A 26,363-nucleotide genomic window follows, 5' to 3' on the forward strand; every position below is an offset into this window, starting at 1 on the left:
GGATCGCGTCAGGTGTGATCAGGCGGGGGTGTCCTACCGGCGCTCGACCAGGACGTCGTAGTCGAAGCGGGCGCCTACCCGGACCAAGGGCACGAGGTGGGCGCCGGTGATCGCGCGCCGGCGGGCCTGGGCGGATTCGACGAGCCTGAACACCATCGCGACGGCGGCGGCAGAGCTGCCGGCACCGCCGGGTGACTTGGTGCGGAGCTTGACGGTGGAGAACGCGGACTCGACCGTCGCCCGGAAGAAGGAACCACCAGCGGCGAACCCGCACGCGGGGGCCTCAGGCGTCGCCGGGGAGCAGGTGCTGGCCGATCTGGCGGAAGGCCCAGGAGCCATGGCTGTGGGTGAAGACCCACACCAGGTCGAAGCGGTTCGGCCACGCCGCGGGCGCACCGCTGCGCGATGCGCCAAGGGCGTTGACGATTGCCGGAATACGCGAGTGCTCCCAGCAGATCAGGACCGGTTGGAAAGCGGAGAGCGCGGCCTCGGCCAGTGCGGCTTCCTGCGTCTCGGCATAGGTCATGTCCGGTGTGATGCCCATGTGCTGGGCGAGCGGTGTGACGGTCTCCCGCATCCGGTGGGCGCCGGCGAGCGGGCCCCGGTCCGCGGCGGCGTAGATGGTCCTCGGGCGTGCGATGCCGGGTTTCCGGGCCTGGCCCTGGGGCGGGTCGAACAGCACCGTCAGTGCCCTGGCCCGGTCCCACCCGCGTTGGGTGAGGGACTTGGCGTCCGGACGGCCGTTCTCGTCGATGCCGGATTCATGTCGGCCGGGCTTCTCCCCGTGCCGGATGATCATGATGGTGGTGTTGTCAGCGACCGGCACCCCGGAAACGGGCGCGTCGGCCGGGTGGGACGCGGCTTTGCGCGCGTGCCTGCCGCCGCAGCCTGCAAGGACCGCGGACGCGGCCGTCGCGGCCAACACCCGGCGCCGACTGACGGAGGCGCGACCCGCACCGCCGCCGCGCGGCGTCCGCACGGGCGCCTCCGTCCAGCGTTCCATCACGCGAACTCCTTCCCCCTGTGCCGCACCACTGATCGATGCGGGGTAATACGGCATCACCTGGTGAGAAATCCTTTCATGTTGGCCGCCATCGGAACCGGGAGCAGCGACCGACGGTCTCTTCCCGAGAAGGCCGGGCATATCGTCCGGGAGTACCCGAGCGCACACGCCGAGAGCGCATCACAGGAGATGGACGGGGATGAGGGCTGCGAGGACGTCGAGGCGGTGGCTGCCGGTACCGCCGTGTATGTGACGGCCCTGCTGCTGACCGCGTGGTGGCTGAAGGGACAACCTGCGGCAGAGCGCGCCCGTTTGCGCCCCAACAGCAGCAACGTCCACGCAACCGGAGTCCGACGCAACGCACTCCCCCATCGGCCCCTCCGGATGCCGGGCTCGTGCACGCGCTGATGTTCTCGCTGCTCACCGTCCTGGCATCCCCTCCAGCGGCGAGCGACGTCGACTGCCCTCCCATCGCGTTCCGGCAGTTGCCGCCGGATGCGGTGCGCCGATGACCGGCGTGCGCCGTGTGGCGCGCGAGGAGGGAACCGACCGGAGGCCGATACCTCGCCCGTCTTCCTCCGGACGCCGATCGCCGGACCCAGCCCTTCGACGACGTCCGTGACGGCGTACTCGGCTTCCGGGAAGCCTGTTTGACGCGCTTCCCACCTGGTCGACCCAGCGCTCCGTTTCCGTTCCACGACGCTCGTCGCCGACTTCCGCCGGGCTGCCGCCTACAGCGGTCGCCCGGCCCGGGACGGGACCAGCACAGATCCAGCATGCCGACCACTGCCGTCGGCGCCTCTCCGAGCGGCATGCCGGGCCGGGCGGTTGTTCTTCCCGCCCGGCAACGGGCCGCCGACGTCAGCTCCGCGTACTCTCGGCGCATGGTGGGGGCAGAGGCGGAAGGTGCTTGTCGTAGAGCCAGGCACTGAGCAGCGGCTCGACTGTCGCAGGCGTGGAGCGTCCGGCATGGGCGATGAAGGCTGCGGTGTCGATGCTGGTACCGCGATGGATGTCGTGCCAGGCGCGCAGCATCGCGAAGAACCGCTCGTCGCCCAGTGTCAGGCGCAGCGCGTGCAGGGTGCACGCGCCGCGGGTGTAGACGCGGTCGTCGAAGATGCGGCCCGGTCCGGGGTCGGCGATCCGCAGGCCGTCGTGCTTCTTCGCCAGCGAGTGCCAGGCTGCCCTCGCGATGGTGTCGGCGGAGTCCTCGCCGATGTGCTCCGACCACAGCCACTCCCCGTAGGTGGCGAAGCCCTCGTTGAGCCAGATGTCCCGCCAGTCGCGCAGGCTCACGCTGTTGCCGTACCACTGGTGGACGAGTTCGTGGGCGACGAGCGTCTCCCACGTCCGGTCGCCGTCGACGTGGTTGCGGCCGAAGACGGAAACGGTCTGGTTCTCGACGGGCTGGTCGAGGTCGGCGTCCACCACGACCGCGCCGTACGTCTCGAAGGGATACGGTCCGAACCATCCGGTGAACGTCTCGAACATCTCGGGCTGGCGAGCCAGGTCGTACCGGGCCTGCCGGGAGAGGTGGACGGGGTAGGCGTTGCGGCCGGTGACCCGGCGGCCGGTCGTGGTGTCGCGGGCGTGCCAGGTCTCGTGGGTGAAGCGGCCCGTGTACAGCGCGGCGAGATAGGGAGCCATGGGGCCCGGGTGGTGGTACGTCCAGCACTCGGTGGACCCCGTACTGCTCCGCTCCAGGAGTGTGCCGTTGGCGAGCGCCTGGTGGCCGCGTGGCACGGTCACCCGGAAGGTGAACTCGGCCTTGTCGTCCGGTCGGTCGTTGCACGGGAACCACGACGGGGCGCCGAGCGGCTGAGCGGCCACCAGGGTGCCGTCGTGCGGGTCGCCTGTGCGGTCCCAGCCGATCTGGCCGAACGGCGTGCGCATCGGGCCCGGCCGGCCGCCGTAGGCGATCTCCAGGGTGAACGGCGTGCCCGCCGTGATCGGGCGCGGCGCGGGCAGGACCAGCTTGTTCCCCTTCCGGCCGGGGCGCACGGAGACCCCGTCGACCAGGGCGTCGTGGACGCTCAGCTTCGCGAGGTCGAGGTCGAGGTGGACCTGCCGCAACGTCCGCTCGGCGACCGCGTGGACGTGCGCCCGGCCGTCGAGCAGGCCGGCGGCCGGGTCGTACGCCAGGTGCAGGTCGTAGGCGCGGGTGCGGTGATCGTAGGTGCCATGGCTCGCGAAGTAGCGTTCGGCCCGCCGTGACAGGCGGTCCGCGGCCGTCAGGGCCAAGGGGGTGAGCGCCGCGCCGCGGATCAACGCGCGTCGGCTGCACCACATCATGCCGCTTCACCCCCGGTGGACCGCGCGGCGGTGCCGGTCGCGGAGGCACCGGCGATGGGGTTGCCGGCCCAGCGTGTGCCGTCGGGCACCGTCTCACCGCGCATCACGAGGGAGGCTGCGGCGACGGATGCGCCGGTGCCGATCGTGGTGCCGGGCAGGGCGATGCTGTGCGGGCCGAGGGACGCTCCGGCGGCCAGGTGCACGGTGTCCATCCGCATGATCCGGTCGTGGAAGAGATGTGTCTGGAGCACACATCCGCGGTTGACGCTGACCCCGTCGCCGAGGCTGACCAGATCGGTCTCCGGCAGCCAGTACGTCTCGCACCACACCCCCCGGCCGATGCGCGCGCCCAGCGTGCGCAGCCACCAGTTCAAGGCGGGCGTGCCCAGGTGCGCCGCCGCGCCCCACGGCACGGCCAGCACCTCCACGAACGTGTCGAACAGCTCGTTGCGCCACACGAACGACGACCACAGGGGCCGTTCGACCGGCCGGAATCGGCCCACGAGCAGCCACTTGGCGCCGGTCGTGGTCAGGCAGGCCAGGACGGACGCGGCGAGGAGCAACGGGGCGCCGACGAGCGCGGCCAGGCGAAGCCCGCCGCGGTCCAGGGCCTCCTGCTCGGCGAGGAACAGGCACTCGGCGAGGAGTGTGCCCAGGATGACGGGCAGCAGCCGGCACATCTCCACCGCCGCGCGGGCCGCCACCAGCCGCCGGGGTGGGGCGAACGTCCGGGCCGGGTCGGTGCTGCCGGGGACGCGCGGCAACGGCATCACGGGCCGGCCGATCCAGGACATGCCCGGGCTGCCGTGGGCCGGTGCGTCGGACAGCACACCGACGAGTGCCCGGTCGGGGACGTTGCGGCCGGGTGCGACGATGCCCGAGTTCCCGACGAACGCGCGCGCCCCGATGCGCACGGGCCCCAGCCGCATCCATCCGTCGCGCAGTTCGAACGGTGCGACGAGCGTGTCGTCGGCCAGGAAGGCGCCGTCGTCCACCTCCAGCAGGGACGGCAGCGGCAGTACGGTCGAGATCTCGGTGCCGCGGCCGACGCGTGCGCCGAGCAGACGCAGCCAGTACGGCGTGGCCAGACTCGCGTAGAGCGGGAACAGGCTGCCGCGCGCACCGTCGAGCAGGCGGGTCACCAGCCACGCCCGCCAGGCCACGCCGCCGTCCGCGCGGTGCAGACCCGGCTTGATCGACCGGCCCAGCAGACGCACGGTGACCGCGGTGATCAGCATTCCGCACACCGTGGTCAGGACCGCGAGCAGCGGTGCGGCGGCGAGTAGATGCCCGGCCGCGCCCGGGAGTGTCGGCGTGTCGCGCACCAGCAGCCAGGTGACGATCAGCGCCGGGGCCGCCGCGAGCAGGGACAGCACGGGCAGCAGGCCGAGGGACAGCGCGTAGGCCAGGTGCCAGCGGCGCGAGCGGTCCGCCGGCCGGGCGGGTCGGCCGGAGCCCGCGAAGCGTTCGGCGGGTTCGGCCGGCCGGGCGGGGGATCCGGTCCACACCTGGCCGTCGGGGATCCGGTCGTCCAGACAGCCGCCGGCGGTCAGTTCCGCACCGCGCCCCACCACGGCGCCGGGCAGCAGGGTGCTGCGGTGGCCCACCCGCGCACCCGCGCCGACGGTGACGGGGCCGATGTGCAGCGTGTCGCCGTCGAGCCACCAGCCCGCGATGTCCGCCTCGGGCTCGACACTGCATCCGTCGCCCAGCTCGGCCAAGCCTGTCACCGGGGGCATGGTGTGCAGCTGTACCTCGCGTCCGGTCCGGCAGCCGAGGATCCGGGCGTACAGAGCGGCCCACGGGGTGCCGAGCAGGGCGGGAACGCCGAACGCGGCAACCGCCCGTTCCGCGGTCCACAGCCGCAGATGGACACCTCCGCCGCGCGGGTACTCGCCCGGGGTGATGGAGCCGGCCAGCGTACGGGCGAGGAGCGCGCCGATCAGGCAGCGCATCGGTGCGCTGAACAGCAGCACCCAGCCCACCAGGACGAGCCACCAGGAGGTGTGCGGGGCCCAGCGGTGCGGAGCGATCCACCCGAGCACGTTGTCCGCCGCCGCCAGGCCGACCAGGCCGCGCAGCCCGGTGATCCCGTAACCGGCCAGGGTGACGAGGAACTGGACGACAGCGGTTCGCCGGGGTACCGGCCGGGCGGGCCGCACCTCCCGCACGGCGCCGGCCAGGGAGTCGAGATGGTCGGCCATGCCCTGGAGCACGGGGTGCCGGTAGAGGTCGGCGACGGAGAGTCCCGGATAGTCCTCGCGCAGCGTCGAGGCCATCCGGGCGGCGGTCAGGCTGCTGCCGCCGAGCTCCACGAAATCGCTTTCGGGGCCGGGCCGCAGGCCCAGCAGCTGCTCCCAGACGTCCGCCAGCCGTGCGGCCGTCCCGTGCAGCCGGTGCGCCGTGTCGCCCCCGTGGTCAGCGCCGGCCAGGGGCACGGGCCAGGGCAGCGCCTTCCGGTCGACTTTGCCGGACGCACGCGTGGGCAGCTCAGTCACCTCGGCCAGGACCGGTACCAGCGGTGCGGGCAGCCACTCACTCAGCCGTGCCCTCGCCTTGTCGGCCTCGAAGGCGGAGCGGCCGTCGGCCGCCTGCTGCGGGAGGATGTAGCCGACGAGTATCTGGGCACCGGCCGCGGTCGGCTGCACGGCCGCCGCCGCGCCGCGCACTCCGGGCAGAGCGAGGAGGGCCGCGTCGATCTCACCGAGTTCGACACGGCGCCCGCCGATCTTGATCTGGTCGTCGATGCGTCCGAGGAAGACCAGTCCCTCGGCGTCGGCGCGCACCAGGTCACCCGAGTGGTAGGCGCGCGGCGAGCCCAGCGCCGGGCACGGCCGGAAGCGCTCAGCGTCCTTGACCGGGTCGAGGTAGCGTGCGGTTCCGGCGCCGGCGATGACCAGTTCACCCTGCTCGCCGTGCGCCACCGGTTCCCCGGACTCGTCCACCACCGCCAGCTCCCAGCCGGCCAGCGGCAGTCCGATGCGCACCGGCTGCCCGGGCTCCAGGCGGGCGGCGCAGGCCACAACGGTGGTCTCCGTCGGCCCGTAGGTGTTCCACATCTCGCGCCCGGCGCGGGAGAACCGTTCGGCGAGTCCGGGAGGGCAGGCTTCGCCGCCGAGGATCAGCAACCGCACCCGGCTCAGCGCCTCCTGGGGCCACATGGCCAGCAGGGTGGGGACGGTGGAGACGACGGTGATGTCACGCTTCTCGAGCCAGGGGCCCAGCTCGTGGCCGGCCCGTACCAGAGCCCGTTCGGCCGGCACCAGGCAGGCGCCGGAGCGCCATGCCAGCCACATCTCCTCGCAGGAGGCGTCGAAGGCGACGGACAGTCCCGCCAGCACACGGTCGCCGGGGCCGAGCGGACGGTCGGGCAGGAAAAGCGCCGCCTCGGCGTCCACGAAGGCCGCAGCGGACCGGTGGGTGACGGCAACGCCTTTCGGCGCGCCGGTCGAACCGGACGTGAAGATGATCCAGGCGTCGTCCCCAGGAGCGGGCGCGGATCCCGCCGCCGCTCCGGACGGTGCCGCGAGGTCGGCGGGCTGCGGGTGCGGCCCCATGACGTGGCACACGCCGGCCTCGCGGAACACGGTGGCGGCGCGCTCCTCGGGGTCGTCGGCGTCGACCGGGACGTAGGCCGCACCGCAGTGCAGTACGGCGAGGATCGACAGATACAGGTCGGCGCTACCCGACGGCACTCGTATGCCGACCCGGTCGCCGGGGCCGATCCCCTGTTCGGTGAGCCGCCGGGCGCGCCGCTGGGCCTCGGCGCACAGTTCGAGGTAGGACAGCACCTCGGCGCCGGTGTCCAGGGCGGGTGCGTCCGGGTGCAGGGCGGCAGTGGCCTGCAGGACGTCGACAAGGGTGCGGGGCGGCGCAGCTGCCGCAGAGCGGAACAGTGCCCGGCCCCCGGGGGACTCGGGGGACGGTGGCGGGGCATCGAGTGCGGTCGATGTCAAGGTGGTGCCTCAGGCTTTCGGTACAGACGGGCGTCAAATCCCCTTACGGGCCGTCAGATGCTCCTCGTCACCGCGACGTTCACCAACTCCACGCAATTGATTTACTACTCGCCCATGGGGGGAAATTGACCATCCATAGACCGGGATGAGCGCTTTGGATCTCCTTCCATACGCCCGCTCCGATCTCGGAAAGAATTCAAAAAGAGTCTGGTGTATTTTTCTTCCGCGTGAGCTCTGCCAGGGCTGTGGAAGCAAACGAGCCGGGCTGTAACCGAGTCCGGTCGCGATGAGGCACAGACGCCTCGGGCGTCGCCCGCGCCTCATCGCAGGCACTCTGGGACATCCTGCAAGGAGCACGGCATCCCACCCGCCCCGGAACGCGAGGGCACGGCATCCCCTTCCTCCCCGGTGGCCGTCTCCTGTGGCCTTGACCGCAAGCCGTTGGGCCTGGTGGATCGACTGATCGCGCACGCAAGGGGTGCGCGATCAACTGATCGCGCACCCCTTGCGCGTGAAAGTCCCTCCGGTCGAAGGATGTTGACGAGACGACCGCGTGCAGCGCCAGATGCCTTGGCGTCCCGGGCCCGCCGAGGCGCGGCACGGAGTCAACGCGGCGCCGAGAGCCATTGCTTCAATCAGCCGAAGGCCGCCGAGTACTTCGCCGACCAGGTGTTGTAGTTGTGACCGCCGCTCGGCGGCATCAGGCCCGAAGCGCAGCGCCCCGGAATTAGGGCGTGTTCTTGACGCCCGGGTGCACAAGTCCGGTGGCCGCCTCAGCGTCGGCGACCGCGGGCGAATGCCCGGCGCAGGAGCCGGACCAGGAACCATATCAGCAGGACGATGACGAGGATGACGAGGATGACGATGACCAGGAGGAAGATGCCGAGCTTCTTGAAGAAGCCGCTCTTCTTCTTGGTCTTCGAAGTGCGGAGCCGAGCCGACGAGGGGTGATGCCGGGACGTGTGGTAGCGGAGGCTGAGGTTGGAGGCGGTGTTCGGCGACGCGTACCCGGTGCGTACGGTGGCGACGGCCGCCGTCGCCCGCTGCTGCGGGCCGGTCGCGGCGGCCGTCGGTGTCGCCGTCAGGCCCAGTCCGAGCAGCAGCGCCAGGAGCAGCGCCGCCACGCGGCCCTTCATGGGGCGGCGGTATGCAATGGCCATGTGTGACTCCCCGTTTCACGTGCGGATGCCCTTGCTGTCTTACGCAACGGCGGAACTATTATCGCGGACGGACGTTGCTTGCCATCTCCGGATCCGGGCGGGGTTCTCCCTGCGTTACCTGGTACGTGATCGCATGCTGGCGTTCCACGAGGAGGCCTGGGTCGAGACGGAACACGGGCAGGAGCTGTTCACGTTGGTGTAAGGATCGTCTGCCTCAAACTGGGGCCGGGGGCCGGCCGGTTCACGACAGTGCGAGGGGCGTCTGCCGCAGGTCGGCGTGGGCGGCGGCTGCCACCAGAGGGGCACACGCTCCTCCTGGGCGGAGCGGACGCAGGTCCAGGGGGCTCACGTCGAACAACATCGGTGCCTCTGCTCCGTCGCCGAAGGGGATGCCGGGCTCACGGCCGTACCAACTGGGTCTCCGCGGCGCTGACGTCCGCGGTCGGCACCGGCGGGGGCCGCCGGGCGGTGTCGCTGACCTTGATCAGGACGGCGACCAGCAGCCAGTTGGCCACCATGGACGAGCCGCCCTGGGCGAGGAACGGCAGTGCTTTTCCGGTGAGCGGGATCAGCCCGGTGACACCGCCGCACACGACGAAGACCTGCAGCACGAGCGCCGCGGCCAGACCGCCGGCGAGCAGTTTGCCGAACGGGTCGGTGACCGTCAGGGCCGTCCGCAGGCCGCGCTCGGCGAGCAGCGCGTAGAGCAGGATGACGATCGTAACGCCGGTCAGGCCCAGTTCCTCGCCGACCGTGGTCAGGATGAAGTCGCTGCGCCCGGCGAAGCCGATCAGCTCCGGATGGCCCTGGCCGAGGCCGGTGCCGAGGATGCCGCCCGAGCCGAAGCTGAACAGCGCCTGGGCGGCCTGGTCCGAGACCAGTCCCGCCGGTCGCTTGTCAGGCGGCAGAAAGATGTCCATGGGATGCAGCCAGGCGACGACACGGCCGTGCACATGCGGTTCAAAGGAACCGACGACGAAGGCGCCGACGGCGAACATCACGACGCCGAACACCACCCAGCTGGTCCGCTCGGTCGCGATGTACAGCATCATCACGAACAGGCCGAAGAAGATCAGCGAGGTGCCCAGGTCCCGCTCGAAGATCAGGACGAGCAGGCTCAGGATCCACACGGCCGCAACCGGACCGAGCTGCCGCCCCCGCGGCAGATACATGCCCAAGAGCCGCCGTCCGGCGAGCGCGAGGGCATCCCTGCGCAGCGTCAGGTAGCCGGCGAAGAACACCACGATGATGATCTTCACGAACTCGCCGGGCTGGAAGGACAGCGGCCCGATGAAGATCCACCGCTTGGCGCCGTAGACGTCACCGGGATAGAACGCGGGCGCCATCAGCAGGACGAGTCCCACGGTGATCGTGACGTACGGATAGCGCTGGAGCCTGCGGTGGTCCCTGAGAAGGGCCACCGCCGCCGCGAACACCACCACGGCGATGACACACCACACCAGCTGCCCGGACGCCGCCACCGCCGCGTGACGGTAGTGGGCCGCGTAGGCGAGGTCGAGCCGGTGGATGAGGACGAGCCCCAGACCGCTGAGCAGGGTGGCCAGCGGAAGGATCAGCGGATCGGCGTGCGGTGCGAACCGGCGTACCGCGCCATGGCACACCACGGGCAGTGCGATCGCCGCCAGACACGTCAGTGCCATACTCGGCGACAGCTTGCCGCTGACGGCGAGGGCCGTCTCGGCATAGCCGTAGCAGCAGATGAGGACCGCGCCGAGCAGGAGGACCAGCTCCAGGTTACGGTCGCTGAAGCGTCCTGACCGGCTCGGCCGCACGGCGGATTTCACCGGTCCACGCCGACCAGCCATGCCTTCCCCCTCGATCGGTTCCACCGCCGCGATCCCGCTGCGGGCCACGGCCAACAAGGTTATATGGTTGCGCAACAACGCAACTGAACTGTAGCCGAGGCCGGGTAAGAGGAGGGGCGACGTGGCGGCACGCACGAGGGGGCGCCGCAAGGCGTGGGCGGCGGCGACCGAGAGCGTGCTCCCGGCGCTCGTGAGCCACCTCGCCGTCCGGCGCGTGCACTCCACGACTCCCGACGGGTGCACGGCCCAAGGCCCGGACGGCACGACGGTCACGCTCGACCCGGACCAGGCGTCCCACGCCGCGACCATCGCGGCCGTGGCCCATGCGCGCGGCCTCCCGGAACGGGCCGTCACCATCGCCCTGGCGACGGCGATCGATGAGTCCGAACTCCACAATCTCACGTACGGGGACCGGGATTCGATCGGTCTGTTCCAGCAGCGCCCGTCCCAGGGCTGGGGCAGCCCCGCACAGCTCCGCGACCCCGTCTACGCGTCGGGCAGGTTCTTCGACGCGCCGGTCAAGGTGCCGGACTACGTCGGCTGCCGGTCACCGTCGCCGTGCAGCGGGTCCAGCACAACGGCTACCCGGAGTCGTACGCCCAGCACGAGGACATGGCGGCGACACTGGCCGACGTACTGACTGGGCGGGAGGGGCCGGCTCAGTTGCCGGTGAGCCGGCCGATCCGGCTCCCTCCGACACAGGAAGCGGTGCGGCGGGCGCCGTGAGGGAGGCCGGTGACGGTGGCGGTGTTGCGGCAGCCGTCCGGCGGGAGTTCGGCCGCGCACCGGTCGCCCTGCCCGGGATCGGCGGCGGCGCGTCAGCTACCCGATTGCAACGGATCGGCCTTCCACGGGCTGGTCCCTCGCCCTGTGGCTGGTCTGCCACGCCGCCGAACTGCACGCCACGTCCGTGACGTTCCACGGTCGGCGCTGGAGCAGCACCACCTCAGACAGGGGCTGGACGCACACCGCACCCGGTCCCGGGCGGGCCGGGACGCTTGCGGTCGCACTGGGTCAGGCCCGCACGGGCCGCCGTCGGTATCCGACTGCCCCGGCTCGCCGGCCGGACACGGCGCCGTGCGCCTTCCCCACGCCACGACAGTTGGTGTGCCCACGCCGCCACACCGAGACCCGCGGAGCCGCCTTCTGCTCCGGCTGCGGCTACCAGCCGGCCCAGCGGCACCAGTGCTCGTCCTGTTCCGCCCCGGTGCCGGGCGGCGCGGCCTTCTGCCCAGGGTGCTGCGCGCGACGCCGGCGCGAACCTCACCCTCCGAGGCTCGATGCGCCCGCCTGCTACATCACAGGCCTGGCCAGGAGCAGTTCGGTGTTGTGATCGGCGGCCGTGCCGATGCGGGCGGCAGGGGTGGCGAAGGGGTCGTTGTAGGCGAGCTCGCGGTACAGGGCGGCCAGGCCCCGGTCCGAGGTGTCGGTGAAATCGGTGGCGTACGGGGCGGCGGACTCGATGAGCGTGGTGAACAACGACAGAGTGCCGTCCTGGTTGTCGACGATCTCGACGATCCGAGCGTGGTGCGGGTAGTCCACGTGGGAGGCGGTGTTGATCTCCCAGAAGGCCCGCTCGGGGACGGTATGGCCGTGCGGGATGATCCGGTTCTCGTGGGTGTGGCCGTTGACCCAGGCCACCACGTTCGGGAAACGCTGGAGCAGCGCCACCAGTTCGCCACCGCTGTGGCGGCCCTCGAACGGGTGATAGGGGTCGGGCAGCAGGTTGCCCATCGTGCCACTGGTGTGGTGGCTGAAGACGACGACGAGTCTGCTGTCGGATCCACCGCGCACCACGTGGCCGTCACCGTCGTACCAGCGGCCGCTGTGTGCCTTGAGGACCGACTCGAGCCAGCTCAGCTGGGCGGTGCCCAGCGAACCGTCCGCGAAACCCGCCCGGTTGGTGGTGTCGAGGCTGACGCCCAGGATGCCGTCGGCGAGATCGAAGGTGTAGTAGAGGTGCCCGCTGCCGACCGAGTCCTGGGTGAAACCATGGCCCACGGGGCCGGCGCCGGTGTACGCGGGCTTCAGGTGCGCCTTGGCGAACTCGACCGGGCTGAACGGGCGGCGCCCCTCGTCGGGCGTGACGGCGCGAACCGCACTCCCCCTTGTCAGCAGCTTGCTCAGCAGGACCACGGCCTCGCCCGGGTTGTGCAGCAGGGCGTCCGCCAGCCTGGCGGCGGTCGCATCGTCGCAGCCTTCCACCTTGCGCGAGCCGGTGTACAGGTCGTTCAGCAGTCCCAGGTCGGGCAGGCTGCCCGCGATGCTGTCGTCGTGGTTGCCGACCGTGGTGTACCAGGGCACGCTCAGCCCGGGTGCGTCGAAGGGGCGGATCGCGCTGCTCAGGAAACCGGGTATCAGCGGCAGGCCCTTGGCCTTGTAGGCATCCTGCAGGGACGACTCGGGGTTCCAGTACTGCGTGCTGCCGGAGTTCTGCACGCCCTCGTACCGCGTGGGGTCGCCGCTGTTCGGAGTGATCCGTCCGCCACTCATGACGGTCAGGTACCAGTCGAGCTCGATCAACTCGTGATTGTCCGTGTTGTCCCCGGTGGCCATCACCAGGCTGAACGGAAGCCCGGTGTACGGACCTCGGCGCACGGCGTTCACGCGCTCGATGAGGGCAGAGGCACCCCGCACGGTCAGCGCCTCCTGCGGCCGGTGCGCACTGTCGTTGAAAGGCGCCAGGTACTCGAACCGCACCGGCGACTCGGTGTCCGTCAGATGCAGGTCGGTGAACTGCACGAAGGAAGCCAGCCCGGTGCGGCGGCCGTCCCGCCCGGACCCGGCGCCGGCCAGCTCGCCCCGCACCACCAAGGGCCAACCCGGGCCCGCCACCAACCGCTTGTACGCCCCATCACCGGTCGGCGTCGCCACCTGCTCGAGAGTGGTCCCGTCGATCCGCACCGCTCGCGCCGCCGTGACCGCCGAAGCCTGGTCCCGCGCAAGCGCCCGCCCGGGCGTCAGTACCGGCCACAGGGCAGCCCCTGCGGCCGTCGCAGACATGCCGGACACAAACCGGCGGCGGCTCATCCCGCTCATCGATCCCCCTTCGCCCGCGGCACTTGGTCGTGACGTCCGCCCACGGGACGCGTCCGCCGCGCCCACCCTACTGATGAGTAGGAGGGTGTCCAGAGCCCTGGGGAAAACGTCTGGAAAACACGCGAGGCGGGGAGGGGCGTGATCTGAGAACGAACAACGAGCCGTCTCAAGGCGGCATCGCCGGCCGCCGTCCCGGTCGACGCCGACGACACCGAGAAGCCGACGGCCACCGGGTTCCGCGCTGCAGGCCTATGCCAGGTGCCGGGACCGCACCTGCAACCCGCCGAGCGGGTACCGCCGTCCGGAGCAGCGGCGGGGTCCGCGCCCGCCCGGCCGCCACGAGATCACGGAACACGCCACTCGCCGCATCCGCAGGGACGGCCCGCACTGAGGTGCGGCCGGCCTCATGAGTGGGCAGGGGAAGGTGTCCACCGCACACGAGGTGCCGAGGAGGGGGTTGACCAGGGACGCGGGGTCCTTCACGAAGGCCGGCGTCGCGGTGCTCGCGGCGTGGGCGCTCCCGATCGAGGGATCGGCACCCTTCAGGCGTAGCAGGCCTGCTGTTCGGCACGCTGTCGCCCCGCCGCCCCCGGCAGGCGCCACGGGGTGTGCGGCTCACCACAGCCACACGCCGACGGCGATGATCGCGAGGCCCACGACCCCGAAGCACCCCGTCGTGGCAAGGAGCACCCGCCAAAGACCCTTTTCACGCGGCTGTTCGGCGTGGCGCCACGTGGTGAAACCCACGGTCACACCCGCGAGGATGAGTGCACCCCCAGCAATAACGACCAGCGCCGAGAAGAAGCCCTTCCAGCCGGGGTCGTAGTTCGGGTTGTTGTGGGCGACCCCCGCGAGGATCACGTTCCCGAGCTCACCGTACATAGATCACTCGCCCACTTTCTCTGCGTTCTTGGCCAGGTTCCGGACCTCCGACTCGATGCCGGAGCCCGCCGCGTGGACCGCCGTGTCGAGGCCGGTGCTGAAGGAGTTCTTGCTGCACGGCACCGTCACCCGGCGCTCGCCAGGTCAGGACCATGCCCCGAGCCGCGGGGCACGTACGCACACGACGACGAGAAGTGACCAGCCCCGCGCATGCCGGCTCGAACGACGTGACCATCGCCCCGCACAAGAACCTCGATGTTTCGACGACGGCCGACCTCGACACGCGGCTGGAGCGGCGTGGTACCGAACCCGTCGCCCTGGCGGCCGTGGCCGGCACGACAGGCTCACGACCGACGAACTGCCGGCGACGGGCCAGGAGTTCGCCGTGGGGTGGGCCGACTGCTGCGGGCGGTTGCTGACGTTCAGCGTGCCGGCGTACCCGGCCGTCGGCCGCGAACGGAAACCCCGGAGGTGTCGCAGGAGGCCGGATCGTGGGCCTGCATGTTGCCGTTCGGCAGCCGCTCGGCGATCGGCTGGATCGTCGTGCGCCGGCCTTCGGGCACCGGAGTCCGCGGACAACACTCGCTCCACCGCCGCCGATCCCGCCGCGGCAACGGCCCGAACCTGTCGGCAGCGCCAAGTGAGATCACCCAGGTGACGAAGCACTGGGGCAGATGCCGAGGGCCACGGGGTCGGGCCCATCCGTGGGGACGGCAAGCAGCCTTCGTCAGGCTGACTCCGGCTCCCGAGTGCCGTTCCGGAAGACGGCGGTGACGGCTTTGCCTTCGAGCGCTGGACGGGCGTGCCAGGAGTCGGCGAGCGCGGCGACGAGGTGCAGGCCCCGGCCGGACTCAGCCAGCGGGTCCGCTTCGGCTGCCCTCGGCCAGCTCGTCGTACCGCCCTTGTCGAAGACCGTCAGCGCGGTGACGTTCCGGTCGTGGCGGAGCATCAGGCCCCTGACGCCGGCTGTGTGGGAGACCGCGTTCGCCACCAGCTCGGTGACGACGAGGAGGGCGTCCGGCAACCTCGCTCCGAGAAACTCCGCACATGTCTTTCGCACCGCTTCCCGAGCCCGCTGCTCCGCGCGCCCAAAATCGGCGAGGCTGATCACCCGGCAGGCGTCCGTTGAAGACGGTACCTCCACAAACACGCTTTCTCGGTCAGGACTGAGTGTTCTGTTCACGATGGGTGCCCTCGCATGTGTCGGCGGCTGACGCTCCTGTGCACCCTGCTCGCGCTGCCTGTCCTCCCACGCCAGGGTCGCTGTCAGGCCAACCGATCCATTGAGTTGGATATTCCAACTCACTGATCGGCCGCGTGAGTTGACTGACGGCGTGAGGAACGACGCGATGCCGAAGTGGTCTCCACGGTCAGCGGACGACGCCGTCCCCGCGCCACGGATTCCGTCTCCCCTTTGTTCGACTCGCGGGACGGTGTCGTGTGTGTTGAGGCAAAAGGGCTGCCCCAACGGCTCGTTCCTGTCTCTGCACGGCCGTTTTCCGACCGTGGCGGCAGAGGATGTGGGACAGCGCGGTGTGGATGACTCGCAGGGACGGGAACGCGGTAGCGCCCGGCTCTCCTCCACTCCGTGACACAGGGTCAGTGCGGCCGGCTCGAAGCAGGCGTCTCGCACCCGCTCAGCTACCCACCCAGGCGTGGTCTGGGTGATGTTCACCCGTTCTCATCAGGTGAGAGGAACAACGATGACGTCCTTGGCCTACGCGGTGCACGTCAGTCCGATGCAGCCGTTGGCGCCGACCGCCCTGCCTCCCCGGCCGGACGGCGGCCCGCTGCTGTGGTCTCCGCTGTCCACGACTCTCATCTACGGTCCACGCGAGGCCGTCCTGGTCGACCCTGGGCTGACCACGGAGCAGGGGCTCGCCGTCGCGAAGTGGGCCGCCGGTTTCGATCGCACGATCACCGGCGTCTACGTCACGCATGCGCACGGCGACCACTGGTATGCGACGGCGCCTGTTCGTGAGCGGTTCCCGGACCTGACGGTGTGGGCCACGGCCGATACGATCGCGGAGATGGAGCGGACCACCCCCGGCGGTCTGCCGAACCCGTTCTGGGGAGCGGCGTTCCCCGGTCTCATCGGCGACACCCCTGTCATCGCCGAGGCCGTCCCGGAAGGCGGCCTCCAGGTGGACGGGCAGCCGCTCGTTCCCCATGCCGCCGGGCACACCGACACCGAGCACACGACGTTCCTGCACGTGCCGTCCTTGGACCTGGTCGTCAGTGGCGACGTCATCTACAACCAGGTGCACCAATACCTCGCCGAGGCCGGCGCCCACGGCATCGACAGCTGGCTCAGCGCGATCGACGCCGTGGCCGCCGTCAACCCGACCACCGTCGTGGCCGGGCACAAGAATCCCGAGCGTGACGATTCGGCGTCCATCATTGAGGACACTCGCGATTACCTGCGTGCGGCCGCAGAGGTTTTCGGCGGTGCCACCAGCCGGGGGGAGTACTTCGAGGCGATGACGCAGAGGTTCCCGGCATGGTTGAACCCGGGCATCGCGTGGCTGACCGCGGTCGGACGCTGGGCCGAATGAGTCAGGTGTGAGGCATCGCTTCCGACCCGCGTAACCACGACTTCCCGGCGTTCACCCAGGGGGCCAGGGCCTTCCGCAATGCCCCGGGGGGACGGATTCAGCCACTCCGTCTTCGTCTGGGTTCCCCTGGAAGAACGACCAATGGGCCGGGCACTTGCAGTCGTGGTCCCCGCCGCCTTCCGTGCTGCCGAGCTTGCGGCCGGTCTTCGCCTCGTACACGGTGCCGTCGTATCGGTCCTGCTGGAAGGAAACGGACGTAGTCGTCGCTGTAGCGGGAGGTTGGCGCCAGCCTGCCACGAGGCCTTGTCACTGCCACCGCCCCTTGCGCTCTCGCCCGGCAACACGCCCACCGCGCCGCCGACCCCTATCTTTAGAGGTCAACCTCCTCCCGTTCACCGGCACTTGACGCAGGCCTTCCCCCGGAGGAAACGGCCTGGTGTCGGACGGCGGGTGGAACGGTGTACGCGTTCACCAGGGAGATGATCAGTCCCTCCTCGTTCAGTTCGGCGATCTCGACACCCGCGACAGCGCCGATACGGCCGTCGCGGGTGCGGAAGGAGGCGGCCCACTCGGCCCGCAGCGTGCCGTCGGGATTGGTCGTGGTCTGCCACAGGTGCCGCGACTCGGCGAACCTCGTGACGAACTGACGGTAGAAACCGACGATCGCTTCGAAGCCCGTCACCGGCGTTCCGGTGATGTTGACCGTGGCATCCGGGGCGAAGATGTTCGCCAGTTCTCTTTCCACGATCGCCGGATCTGTCACGACTCGATCGGCCAGCCCGACGTAGCGGTCGAGAACTGTGGAGGGCAGTGCGGACATCTGGTCTCCCTTCCCGTGCTTTCGGTGCCGAGGGGGGTGTGCTCTGCGAAGTGCTTGCGGTATGCGTGGTGTCCGCGGTCCGGGCGGGAGCCGGCTGAGCCGCCACTGCGGGACGAACGCTCAGGCGACATCGGCGGCGGGCCCGTACTCGCGGTCGAACTCCTCGTCCGGCACCCCGGTGGCCAGCGCCGCACGTCGTACGAGGTCAGGCGCGAGGAGTGTCGCCGGATGCGCGAGCATGAAGCTCACGTCGCGGAAGGCCTCGGCCACCTGGCTGTCGTGAACCGCCGCGGCCATGATGTGCCGCATCGCCCAAGCGGTGCGCTGCTGTTGGGCGGTGGCCGGGCGCCCGGCCAGGCCCAGGCGTGCGGCATCCGCGGTAGCCGACGTCTGCCATGCAGCGGCGACGACCACGTGTTGAAGCTCGAAGAAGTGCCGGGCAGGGGTGTCGAGGTCCGGCGCACCGCGCAAGTACTCCGACAGGCACGAAGCGTGCAGCATCGCGGAACTCATGCCCTGGCCGTAGACCGGGTTGAACGACGCCACAGCCTCCCCGGTCACCACCAGGCGGGCAGGGAAACGATCGAGGGCTTCGAAGTGACGCCAGCGGTTGTCGGGATGCCGGAAGGGTGCAAGCTCCCCGATCAGCCGGCCCTTCACGGCTTCCTGGTAGACCGGTTGCAGTTCGGCGCACCGGGCCCGGAAGCCCTCGGCCTCCGCCACCTGCGGGTCGTCGCCGTAGGTGGCCAGCATGACGGCCCATCGCTGGTCCTCGACGGCGTTCACCGCCGCCCCGGCGAACCGCGCGGACGCGAATCGTGGACTGTGGCGCGTGATGCCGCTGAGCGGACCGGCCCAGTCGGGTGGGCGTTCGAAATGAGCCGTGACATAGCGGACGTCGACGTGGAGCCGCTCCGTCCGTGGCCGGGGCCACTCCCCCGCCTCCAGCCAGTCGGCCATCCGGCTGCCGCGCCCGGTGGCGTCCACGAAGAAGTCGCCGGCCTGGACAGTCTCGCCCGCCTCGGTCGAGTACCGCACCGCCGCGACGCGTTGGCCGTCGTGGACCAGACCTGTGACGCGGCCGGCAACCAGCTCGACGTTCGGCAGGCCGAGGGTGCGCTCGCGTATCAGTCCCTCGAGGAAGGGCCGGGTGCAGATGAGGAAGTCCACGTTGGGGGTGCTGACCTGCTGGACTCCGTCCACGTACGAGGCGCTCCGGTCCGGGCCCGGCAGCACCGCTCCGCGGGCCTCGGCCTGGCGCGCGGCTCCGGGGTACCACCGCTCCAACTGCCGCAGGCCGCCGGGCATCAGGGTGTGGACCTGGGACCCCTGAGGTACGCCGGGGCGTGGGGTTCTGCCGATGTCCCCTGCTCCCGCGTCGGGGTCGATCACGACGACACGCTCCGCGTGGTCGGAGAGGACCCTGGCGGCGAACAGTCCCCCGATTCCCGCGCCCAGAACATGCACGGTGCCGAACAGGACGGAGGTGTCGGCGGGCGCCCGGGAAGCACTCAGGCGCTGGAACACGGCAATGGGTGAGGGTGACACTCGCTTCTCCAGGTCGGTCCGGGGGTCCGCAACGACATACGTATCACGGGAGACACCTGTGGCACCGACACATGTGTCACACGCGCTGATCCGGCAGCGGGGCGGCGACCCGAGGGGGCCCGGCCCCGGCCACAGCCGGTGAACCGGGCCGGAGCCCCGGCGGGCAGGTCAGCGTCTTGGTGAGAGGCGTTGCCGGCTTGCCGGACCGGTTCTCACTCGAAGTGGTGGTCGGACAGGTCGACGGAGACGATCAGCGGCTCCGGTGCCGGGGTGTTGTCCGGCTGACGCGGGTAGATGCGCAGCTTGGACGGCAGCGTGATCCCCTGGACCTGCACCGGGTCGATGAGGTAGCGGGCCGCGGGATTGCTGCCCTGGATGTCCACCTCGTAGTCGTGCCGGACGAGAAGTCCGCCCTCGTTGAAGTAGTAGGTCTGGACCTCGCTGTGCGTCGCGATGGTGTCCGGGAAGACGACCCGCAGACGCCGCCACTCCTCACCGTTCTCCTGCCACGGTTCGATCTCCTCGGCCGTCACGCCCGGCTGCTTGAGGACGAAGGGCGAGGTGAGATAGGTCCACATCGTGTACCCGCTGAAGTACGCGACCTGCGCGTCGCTCCAGGGCGTCTCCATCTCATAGCCCGCGAACGACTTGCGGGGTTCGTTCAGTTCCTCGACCACCTCGCCGTCCGGGGTCTCGATCGTGACCCGGTCCGGAGTGAAGACGGAGTGGTTCGGGGTCGGCGCGAACGGCCAGTGGGACACCCGCTCACGTGTGAGGTCGACCCGCACGTGGCAGTCCTCCAGGACCGTGGGCTTGCCCTTGAGGCCCCACAGGACACCGCCCTGATGCAGCTTGGCGGTCAGCGAGGAGAAGCGGCTGAACTGCTCCAGCCCTCCATGCGCCTTGATCGCCAGTTCGACGAGATCACTCATGCTCGTACTCCTCGTGGTTCTTGTTGCTCGGCAGGGAGCGCTCGGCACACGTGTTCCGACGCGTGTGCCATCGCTCGGCCCTGCACCCCACTGTGCTGGCACCCCACGGCGTCGGCATCTGCCACATGACTTAGCGATGTGTGCGGGCGGCCGGATCCACGCCGAGCCGCCGAGGCGGCCGGACCGGTGCGCCGGATCGGCCCGGCGTTCCTTGAATGACCGACTGGTCATTACGGTGGGCAGAGTCGTACCCTGCTAATGACCGCCCGGTCATTACGGCCCGGCGGCGCATCTACCCGTCAGGAGATGAGACGGCATGTCCGAAGACTGGGAGCCCACGCGTCACCAAGTGGTCATCGTCGGCGGCGGCCCCGTCGGCCTGTGGACCGCTCACGAACTGGCCCTCGCGGGCGTACGCCCCCTCGTCCTGGAGCAGGGCGAGCACCGCAGCCCGCATTCCAAGGCCCTGGGCGTGCATCCCCGCACGATCGAGGTGCTGGCCATGCGCGGGCGTCACGAGGAGATCCTGGCAGGCGGCCGGCCTGTGCCGAACTGGCATTTCGGCATGCTGGACAGTCGTCTGGACTTCCGGACGCTGCCCACACCCTTCCCCTTCATGCTGGCCTTCCCGCAGTCGGCCACCGAGGAACTGCTGGAGCGGTACGCGGTCGAGTTGGGCGCGGAGGTCCGGCGGGGTCACGAGGTGGTCTCCCTGACCCAGGACGACGCGGCCGTCACGCTCCAGGTCAGGGGTCCCGCCGGCACCTACGAGGTGACCGCTCGGTACGTCGTCGGCGCCGACGGCACCCGCAGCACCGTGCGCCGGGAAGCGGGTGTCGACTTCCCCGGGACCGAGACCTCCGCGTACGGATACCTCGGCGAGGTCGTGCTGGACAGTCCGCCGCCGTCCGGGTTCCACGCCCTGAACCAGGCCGGTCGCCTCCTGGTGGTGCCGCTCCCGCAGGGCAGGTACCGCGTCACCGGGTACGACCCGCTCAACCAGCACCGCGATCCGCTCACGCTGGACGAGCTCCGGGACGCCGCACGGCGCATCGCCGGCACCGACTTCGGGATGCGCGACCCGTCCTGGCTGACCCGGTTCGGCAACGCGACGCGCCTGGCCTCGTCCTACCGCGCCGGCCGTGTGCTGCTGGCCGGGGACGCCGCGCACAGCCACTTCCCCGCGGGCGGGGTCGGCCTCAACGTCGGGCTTCAGGACGCCATGAACCTCGGCTGGAAACTGGCCGCCGTCGCACAGGGCAGGGCCGGCTCGGAGCTGCTCGACACCTATCACTCGGAACGGCACGCGGTGGGCGAGGAACTGGCGGAGCACACCCTGGCGCAGAGCGCGCTGATCACGGGTCTCACTCCGGACGTCACCGCGCTGCGGTCCCTGCTGAGCAACGCGATCGCCGACGAGCCGCACTTCTCCAGGATGCTGGCCGGCAAGCTCTCCGGACTCGACACGGCCTACCCGCCGGCCGACACGGACGCCCACCCCCTCACCGGCGTCCGCGCCTACGACCCCGAAGGCCAGGGGGTTCTCCCGCTGCTGCACGACGGCCGTCCGGTGCTGCTGACCATGGGTGACACCCCGGTCTCCGCAGAGGTGGCCGAACGGGTGGCAACGGCCGGTGTCGCGGTCCACCGCAGCCGGCTGTCCACCACGGGCGGGGAGCACTGGGCCGGCGTGACCGCGGCGCTGCTGCGGCCTGACGGGCACGTGTGGTGGGCGACCGAACAGCCCGCCGCCACAGCCGACTTCGAAAGTGAGACGGTCAAGGCCCTGGAAACCTTGCCCGCGCGGTTCTGAGCACCTGGAGGTGCCGCCGGCCGGCAGCGGATGCCGGTCGGCGGCTGTGCGGGCCGCTCCGGAGAGGGCGGCGATCGGCGCCCGCGGAGGGCGATGAGGGCCGGGAATGCATCACCGGGTGCCGGCGTTGCAGGGGCCGTCTGGCATGTTCGAGTCAATCGGCTCGCGTGTTGACGGAAGGAGTCCTTCATGGCACGCAGCACCACACGCCCCGTCGTCAAGCTGAAGTCGACGGCCGGCACCGGAGTCACCTACGTGACCCGCAAGAACCGACTGAACGACCCCGACCGGCTCGTCCTGCGCAAGTACGACCCGGTGGCCGACGCGCACGTCGTGTTCCGCGAGGAACGCTGACCCCCGCGCACACCGGTCCCCGCGCACGCCGACCCCGGCGATGAACGCACTCCCCCGAGGAGGAACACCCTCATGAGACACGGCATCCACCCCGTCTCCCGCCCCGTCGTCTTCCGCGACCGCGTGGCAGGCTTCCAGCTGCTCACCCGCTCCACCATCGACACCGAGCGAACGGTCGAGTGGGAGGACGGCACCACGTATCCGGTCGTGGACGTCGAGATCTCGTCGGCGAGCCACCCGTTCTACACCGGCACCTCGCGCGTCGTGGACACCGCGGGCCGGGTGGAGCGCTTCCAGCGGCGCTACGGCCGTACCGCCGCCCCTCGCCACTGACGGCGGAACCCTGTGGGGCCGACCCCGCTTTCACGGCGGCGCGGCCGGCCACGCCCCCGCTGTACAGGTCGTACGGGCCGCGGCTCCGTCGGCTGAGCCCGAGGCCTGACGCTGCCTGACAGGTCACCACATCCTGGCCACGAGGGCAGGTCGGCAGCGTTGATCTTGTCAGTCGGAGCCTCCGCTGCCACGCTCGTGGGGCCGGTCCGGGCGTGCCCGTCCGTGGTCCGGCAGGCGGAGTGGCTGGCCTGTATTTCCCCGGATGCCGGACCGGCCGCCTGCAGCGCTCCGCATCCGAGGCTTCCGGCACGGAAAGCTGAGCGCTGCAGGCCGCCTACAGGTTCATCGACAGAGCTGGATCTCCCGCTTCAGGATCTTCCCCGTGGAACCCTTCGGCAGGGAGGGGAGGAACCAGATCACCCGCGGGTACTTGTAGGGGGCGACACGCGCCTTCACGAAGGATGCCGTAGTAGAGCGCAACGAACGCCGGGACGTTGGGCAGCATCACGCACACCCGGTCACCGGCCGCCAGCCCTTCCGCCCGGAGCGTCCCCGCGACGCGGGAGGCGGCGGTGTCCAGCTCCGCGTATGTCATCAATCACCGATCCGGAGTGCGGGGTGATCGGGGTGGAGCCGCGCCGTACTCGACAGGTTCTCCGCGATGTTCGGCATATGTCCTCCTGCTCAACGACCCGGTGGCAACCCGGCGTCGGCGACCGTGGTCCGGCACGGCACATGCCGTACGACCGTCACACATGTACTCGGAGCAACATAGCAGTCGGCCAGTTTCACCTGCCTTGCCGTTCCGCGCGTCACACGTATGCGCTGCACCACGCGGGACGGTTCACTCCTCCCCCAACGGCGAGTCGGTCGGGACGACTTGCTTCACCTATGGTCACTCGCGGATCGGTGCCTTGCGCAGTTGACCTGCTCTGACGTACCGCGTCCGGCAGCTCCGGTGGTGAGCGCTCGGTCCTGTCCTTCAGTGGAAGAGTCGATCAGTGTGACTGCATTCCATGACCTCTCCCATGCCCGGACGGACGATGTGCGGGCGGCATACCGTCATTGCGAGGCAGTGACACGCAAAGAAGCGAAGAACTTCAGCTACGGCGTCCGGCTGTTACCGGGTCCCAAGCGGCGCGCCATGTCCGCGATTTACGCGTTGGCGCGGCGGGTGGACGACATGGGCGACGGTGACCTGGAGACGCGGCGCAAGACGGAACTGCTCGGGCGCGTCAGCTCCATGGTGGACGGGTTGATATCGGGACGCGCGGATCCTGCGGACGCGACCGACCAGGTCCTCCTGGCCCTCGCGGACGCGGCTCGGCGTTTCCCGATTCCCGAGGGGGCTTTCAGTTGCTGCCGCTGCTGAGAACGGAGGAGAAGTCACACCTGGCGCTCGCGGCCCTGCTGGGACGTGTGCGCTGACGTGCGTCGTGACAGGTGAGCCGGCCTGCAGTTCGCCATCGACCACCCCGACCGCCTCGACGGGCTGATCTTTTACGACACCGCTCCCGTGTACAGGCGGAACCCATGGAGGCGGCCACCTCCAAGATGGCCGCCTTCGTCCAGCGCCGGCCGGACCGGCCGGAGGCGGTCGAGGCAGGCAGGACGTGGGAGGCGGCCGTCGTGGCCGGGACGCTGGTACGTGACGACGACAAATCGCACCAGCGCTGCCTGAACACGATCCTGTCGAAGCGCCGACGCTGGTGATCGTCGGCGGCTTCCGTCGGCCGCTACCGTCCCCGGCCCTGCTCGACGGGCGCGTCCTCGGTGCCGGAATTCCCCTGGAGCAGGGCTTCGAGGGAAGCGGTCAGGTCCGCGGTCAGTTGCTCCGCGCTCATCTCCGCCAGGGCTCCGGCTCGTACCACGTACCGGCTGAACGTGACGCCGACGAGCAAGGCGGCCACGAACGGCAGCCGGTGCCGCAGGTCGTGCTCGTCCAGGAGCCGGCGGTACACCTCGTCGGTACGTTCCTGCATCGCCACGTACAGGGCGGCGGCGCTGCCGGTGTCGTCGGCGGCACTGCGCAGCAGCGCCACGAACGTGTCGTTGCCGTCGGCGCTCTCCATGCGATGCATGTAACCACGGGCGATACGAGCCGCGAGTGGCTCCCGGGTGTCCTCGGCCAGGGCGTCGATGTCCCGGGTGCCCGGGACAGCCGCCAGGAACAGGCTCTCCTTGCTGCCGAAATGGCGCAGCACCGATCCATGGGTGACGCCGGCCCGCCGGGCGATGTCCCGCAGGGTGGCCCGGTGGTAGCCGCGCTCGGCGAAGGCCTGGGACGCGGCCTCCAGAATGGCTCGGCGGTGCAGTTCCGGGTTGCGCGTACGGCGGGGCGGCGCGGGCGGGTCGGAATCGGGTGCGGCCATGGGCCGAGCCTACCGTCGCGGTCGTTTCCGTCGCCGTCGCCGACCGCTTCCCAATCGGCGACACAGTGTGTCTCGAAGGTGAGGATGCCGAGGTCCACGAAGTAGCGGTGGCCGTTCCACCGGTGTGACATGTCGCGCCCTTCAGCAACGTTCGCATCGATACGGCCAACCCTTCCCCCTCCCCGCGTCCTCGGCATCGGTCATCCGACCACCGCGGCGGTGGTCCGTCCCGGCTGGTCCGCTGTGCGTACCGGGAGCGCGATCAGGCCACGCGAGCGCATGGACGGGCGTCGGCGCAGGTTCTGCGGGGAGACGGCGAGCGAGAGGCCGGGGAAGCGGTCGAAGAGCGCGGTGAGCGCGATGCCCGTCTCCATCCGGGCCAGCGGAGCGCCGAGGCAGTAGTGGATGCCGTGTCCCAGCGCCAGGTGCCCGGTGGCGTCACGGCCGAGGTCCAGCCGGTCGGGGTCGGTGAAGCGGCGCGGGTCGCGGTGCGCGGCGGCGAGCGACAGCAGGACGGTCTCACCGGCGGGTACGGTGACGCCACCGATGAGGACGTCCTCGGTGGGGAAGCGGCGGATCGCCAGAGGTACCGGACCGTCGTAGCGGGCCAGTTCCTCGATCGCCCGGTCCAGCAGACCGGCATCGGCCCGCAACGCCGCCAGCTGGTCCGGGTGGGCGAGCAGTGCCGCGACCGCGTTGCCGATCAGGTGCACCGTGTTCTCGTATCCTGCGACGAGGATGAGGAAGGCCAGCGACATCAGCTCGTCCTCGCTGAGCCGGTCCTCCTGGTCGCGTACGGCGATCAGGGCGGACAGCAGGTCGTCGGCCGGACGGGCACGCTTGTCGGCGATCAGCCGGGTGAAGAAGGACAGCAGGTGGCCGACGGCCTCCCTGGCACGTTCCGGCCGCGTCGGGTCGGGCGCGACCAGGGCGTCGGTCCAGGCGCGGAAGTCGGGGCGCTGGGCCTGGGGCACGCCGAGGAGGTCGCAGATGACGATGATCGGCAGCGGAGCGGCGTAGGACGGGATCAGGTCGACCTCGTCCTGCCCCGAGAGGGAGTCGAGCAGCCGGTCCGCGGTGTGTCGGATCGGCACCCGGAGCCCTTCGACGTGCCGGGGGGTGAAGACCTTGGACACCATGCGCCGGATACGTGTGTGGTCCGGCGGGTCCATGTTGAGGAGGTTGGCGTCCAGCGCGGGCGGCAGGGCCATGCCCCGGTAGCCGCCCGGAGTCGCGTTGCGCTTGTCCAGGGACAGCCGGGGATCGGCGAGCGCCTGGCGGACGTCGTCGTACCGGGTGACCAGCCACGCGGGAAGGCCGTCCGTGCCGGTGATCCGGTGGACCGGTCCCTCCTCACGCAGTCGGCCGTAGACGGCGTAGGGGTCCTGGAACAGCTCACCGGCGTCAACGGCGGGTGATGAGGTGGAAGTTGACTTGGTCATTGCGACAGCCAATCAGATCCGGTGACGCGTGCACCG

General features: G+C 70.5%; 22 protein-coding genes and 1 pseudogene. 7 read left to right on the forward strand and 16 right to left on the reverse strand.

The features are described 5' to 3' along the window. Window positions 1–33: 33 nt before the first annotated feature. The 6 genes from ACFYZJ_RS27610 to ACFYZJ_RS27635 form a co-directional block, all read right to left on the reverse strand. The gene (locus ACFYZJ_RS27610) at window positions 34–339 is read right to left on the reverse strand and encodes a hypothetical protein (RefSeq protein ID WP_388572486.1); all 306 of its coding nucleotides are present in this window, start codon (window positions 337–339) and stop codon (window positions 34–36) included. Beyond that, window positions 284–1,003 carry a hypothetical protein gene (locus ACFYZJ_RS27615; RefSeq protein WP_388572267.1) on the reverse strand — a complete coding sequence of 240 codons (720 nt, stop codon included), beginning with the start codon at window positions 1,001–1,003 and terminating at the stop codon, window positions 284–286. Before ACFYZJ_RS27615 ends, ACFYZJ_RS27610 begins: the two co-directional genes overlap by 56 nt. Window positions 1,004–1,864: 861 nt before the next feature. Then, window positions 1,865–3,295, reverse strand: a complete 1,431-nt coding sequence (locus ACFYZJ_RS27620) for a M1 family metallopeptidase (RefSeq protein WP_388572269.1) — start codon at window positions 3,293–3,295, stop codon at window positions 1,865–1,867. Next, a complete protein-coding gene (locus tag ACFYZJ_RS27625) occupies window positions 3,292–7,251 on the reverse strand; it encodes a Pls/PosA family non-ribosomal peptide synthetase (RefSeq protein WP_388572271.1) in 3,960 nt (1,319 codons plus the stop codon). The genes ACFYZJ_RS27620 and ACFYZJ_RS27625 overlap by 4 nt, the downstream gene beginning before the upstream one ends. 773 nt (window positions 7,252–8,024) lie before the next feature. Continuing rightward, entirely contained in the window at window positions 8,025–8,411 is a 387-nt protein-coding gene (locus tag ACFYZJ_RS27630; protein WP_388572273.1) for a hypothetical protein, read from the reverse strand. A gap of 398 nt (window positions 8,412–8,809) precedes the next feature. After that, the gene (locus ACFYZJ_RS27635; RefSeq protein WP_388572275.1) at window positions 8,810–10,372 is read right to left on the reverse strand and encodes an FtsW/RodA/SpoVE family cell cycle protein; all 1,563 of its coding nucleotides are present in this window, start codon (window positions 10,370–10,372) and stop codon (window positions 8,810–8,812) included. Between ACFYZJ_RS27635 and ACFYZJ_RS27640 the strand changes: the two genes are divergently transcribed. Next, window positions 10,359–10,877: a hypothetical protein gene (locus ACFYZJ_RS27640; RefSeq protein WP_388572277.1), complete on the forward strand. Its 519-nt coding sequence runs from the start codon at window positions 10,359–10,361 to the stop codon at window positions 10,875–10,877. The genes ACFYZJ_RS27635 and ACFYZJ_RS27640 overlap by 14 nt on opposite strands. A 653-nt stretch (window positions 10,878–11,530) precedes the next feature. Here ACFYZJ_RS27640 and ACFYZJ_RS27645 read toward each other — a convergent pair. The 4 genes from ACFYZJ_RS27645 to ACFYZJ_RS27660 form a co-directional block, all read right to left on the reverse strand. Further along, window positions 11,531–13,276, reverse strand: coding sequence for a TIGR03767 family metallophosphoesterase (locus ACFYZJ_RS27645; protein WP_388572279.1), 1,746 nt, complete (start codon window positions 13,274–13,276; stop codon window positions 11,531–11,533). A gap of 615 nt (window positions 13,277–13,891) precedes the next feature. Then, a complete protein-coding gene (locus ACFYZJ_RS27650; RefSeq protein ID WP_388572281.1) occupies window positions 13,892–14,158 on the reverse strand; it encodes a hypothetical protein in 267 nt (88 codons plus the stop codon). A 3-nt stretch (window positions 14,159–14,161) separates the two neighbouring features. After that, entirely contained in the window at window positions 14,162–14,287 is a 126-nt protein-coding gene (locus ACFYZJ_RS27655; protein WP_388572283.1) for a hypothetical protein, read from the reverse strand. Between the two features lie 598 nt (window positions 14,288–14,885). Then, the gene (locus tag ACFYZJ_RS27660; protein ID WP_388572285.1) at window positions 14,886–15,833 is read right to left on the reverse strand and encodes an ATP-binding protein; all 948 of its coding nucleotides are present in this window, start codon (window positions 15,831–15,833) and stop codon (window positions 14,886–14,888) included. A 28-nt stretch (window positions 15,834–15,861) separates the two neighbouring features. Between ACFYZJ_RS27660 and ACFYZJ_RS27665 the strand changes: the two genes are divergently transcribed. Next, window positions 15,862–16,713, forward strand: a complete 852-nt coding sequence (locus ACFYZJ_RS27665) for an MBL fold metallo-hydrolase (RefSeq protein WP_388572287.1) — start codon at window positions 15,862–15,864, stop codon at window positions 16,711–16,713. A 370-nt stretch (window positions 16,714–17,083) separates the two neighbouring features. On the opposite strand, the gene ACFYZJ_RS27670 is transcribed toward ACFYZJ_RS27665, so the two are convergent. The 3 genes from ACFYZJ_RS27670 to ACFYZJ_RS27680 all read right to left on the reverse strand — a co-directional run bounded on the left by ACFYZJ_RS27670 (window position 17,084) and on the right by ACFYZJ_RS27680 (window position 20,013). Further along, a complete protein-coding gene (locus ACFYZJ_RS27670) occupies window positions 17,084–17,533 on the reverse strand; it encodes a nuclear transport factor 2 family protein (RefSeq protein ID WP_388572288.1) in 450 nt (149 codons plus the stop codon). A gap of 120 nt (window positions 17,534–17,653) precedes the next feature. After that, complete coding sequence (locus ACFYZJ_RS27675; protein ID WP_388572290.1) at window positions 17,654–19,081, reverse strand: FAD-dependent oxidoreductase; 1,428 nt, start codon at window positions 19,079–19,081, stop codon at window positions 17,654–17,656. 212 nt (window positions 19,082–19,293) lie between these two features. After that, window positions 19,294–20,013 (reverse strand): hypothetical protein, encoded by a 720-nt coding sequence (locus ACFYZJ_RS27680; RefSeq protein WP_388572292.1) that lies wholly within the window; start codon window positions 20,011–20,013, stop codon window positions 19,294–19,296. Window positions 20,014–20,329: 316 nt separating this feature from the next. Between ACFYZJ_RS27680 and ACFYZJ_RS27685 the strand changes: the two genes are divergently transcribed. The 3 genes from ACFYZJ_RS27685 (at window position 20,330) to ACFYZJ_RS27695 (ending at window position 22,513) form a co-directional block, all read left to right on the forward strand. Then, a complete protein-coding gene (locus tag ACFYZJ_RS27685) occupies window positions 20,330–21,826 on the forward strand; it encodes an FAD-dependent monooxygenase (protein ID WP_388572294.1) in 1,497 nt (498 codons plus the stop codon). 189 nt (window positions 21,827–22,015) lie between these two features. Continuing rightward, window positions 22,016–22,180: a 50S ribosomal protein L33 gene (rpmG, locus tag ACFYZJ_RS27690; protein ID WP_388572296.1), complete on the forward strand. Its 165-nt coding sequence runs from the start codon at window positions 22,016–22,018 to the stop codon at window positions 22,178–22,180. Between the two features lie 72 nt (window positions 22,181–22,252). After that, a complete protein-coding gene (locus ACFYZJ_RS27695) occupies window positions 22,253–22,513 on the forward strand; it encodes a type B 50S ribosomal protein L31 (RefSeq protein ID WP_388572298.1) in 261 nt (86 codons plus the stop codon). 505 nt (window positions 22,514–23,018) lie between these two features. On the opposite strand, the pseudogene ACFYZJ_RS27700 reads toward ACFYZJ_RS27695, so the two are convergent. Then, window positions 23,019–23,108, reverse strand: a pseudogene (locus tag ACFYZJ_RS27700) (hypothetical protein); the annotation flags it as partial. 408 nt (window positions 23,109–23,516) lie between these two features. Between ACFYZJ_RS27700 and ACFYZJ_RS27705 the strand changes: the two are divergent. Both ACFYZJ_RS27705 and ACFYZJ_RS27710 read left to right on the forward strand, forming a co-directional pair. Next, entirely contained in the window at window positions 23,517–23,885 is a 369-nt protein-coding gene (locus ACFYZJ_RS27705) for a squalene/phytoene synthase family protein (protein ID WP_388572475.1), read from the forward strand. A gap of 161 nt (window positions 23,886–24,046) precedes the next feature. Beyond that, window positions 24,047–24,226: a hypothetical protein gene (locus tag ACFYZJ_RS27710; protein ID WP_388572300.1), complete on the forward strand. Its 180-nt coding sequence runs from the start codon at window positions 24,047–24,049 to the stop codon at window positions 24,224–24,226. 23 nt (window positions 24,227–24,249) lie between these two features. On the opposite strand, the gene ACFYZJ_RS27715 is transcribed toward ACFYZJ_RS27710, so the two are convergent. Then, a complete protein-coding gene (locus ACFYZJ_RS27715) occupies window positions 24,250–24,885 on the reverse strand; it encodes a TetR family transcriptional regulator (protein ID WP_388572302.1) in 636 nt (211 codons plus the stop codon). Between the two features lie 200 nt (window positions 24,886–25,085). Next, window positions 25,086–26,327 carry a cytochrome P450 gene (locus ACFYZJ_RS27720; protein ID WP_388572304.1) on the reverse strand — a complete coding sequence of 414 codons (1,242 nt, stop codon included), beginning with the start codon at window positions 26,325–26,327 and terminating at the stop codon, window positions 25,086–25,088. Between the last annotated feature and the right edge of the window lie 36 nt (window positions 26,328–26,363).

This window comes from Streptomyces sp. NPDC001848 (assembly GCF_042891915.1).
Taxonomy (GTDB): domain Bacteria; phylum Actinomycetota; class Actinomycetes; order Streptomycetales; family Streptomycetaceae; genus Streptomyces.

Coding starts and splice junctions, on each gene's coding strand:
- ACFYZJ_RS27650 (WP_388572281.1), bottom strand. CDS start 14,158: ATGTACGGTGAGCTCGGGAACGTGATCCTCGCGGGGGTCGCCCACAAC.
- ACFYZJ_RS27695 (WP_388572298.1), top strand. CDS start 22,253: ATGAGACACGGCATCCACCCCGTCTCCCGCCCCGTCGTCTTCCGCGAC.
- ACFYZJ_RS27720 (WP_388572304.1), bottom strand. CDS start 26,327: ATGACCAAGTCAACTTCCACCTCATCACCCGCCGTTGACGCCGGTGAG.
- rpmG (WP_388572296.1), top strand. CDS start 22,016: ATGGCACGCAGCACCACACGCCCCGTCGTCAAGCTGAAGTCGACGGCC.
- ACFYZJ_RS27670 (WP_388572288.1), bottom strand. CDS start 17,533: ATGTCCGCACTGCCCTCCACAGTTCTCGACCGCTACGTCGGGCTGGCC.
- ACFYZJ_RS27685 (WP_388572294.1), top strand. CDS start 20,330: ATGTCCGAAGACTGGGAGCCCACGCGTCACCAAGTGGTCATCGTCGGC.
- ACFYZJ_RS27715 (WP_388572302.1), bottom strand. CDS start 24,885: ATGGCCGCACCCGATTCCGACCCGCCCGCGCCGCCCCGCCGTACGCGC.
- ACFYZJ_RS27620 (WP_388572269.1), bottom strand. CDS start 3,295: ATGATGTGGTGCAGCCGACGCGCGTTGATCCGCGGCGCGGCGCTCACC.
- ACFYZJ_RS27615 (WP_388572267.1), bottom strand. CDS start 1,003: ATGGAACGCTGGACGGAGGCGCCCGTGCGGACGCCGCGCGGCGGCGGT.
- ACFYZJ_RS27630 (WP_388572273.1), bottom strand. CDS start 8,411: ATGGCCATTGCATACCGCCGCCCCATGAAGGGCCGCGTGGCGGCGCTG.
- ACFYZJ_RS27610 (WP_388572486.1), bottom strand. CDS start 339: ATGGCTCCTGGGCCTTCCGCCAGATCGGCCAGCACCTGCTCCCCGGCG.
- ACFYZJ_RS27710 (WP_388572300.1), top strand. CDS start 24,047: ATGGAGGCGGCCACCTCCAAGATGGCCGCCTTCGTCCAGCGCCGGCCG.
- ACFYZJ_RS27645 (WP_388572279.1), bottom strand. CDS start 13,276: ATGAGCGGGATGAGCCGCCGCCGGTTTGTGTCCGGCATGTCTGCGACG.
- ACFYZJ_RS27665 (WP_388572287.1), top strand. CDS start 15,862: ATGACGTCCTTGGCCTACGCGGTGCACGTCAGTCCGATGCAGCCGTTG.
- ACFYZJ_RS27680 (WP_388572292.1), bottom strand. CDS start 20,013: ATGAGTGATCTCGTCGAACTGGCGATCAAGGCGCATGGAGGGCTGGAG.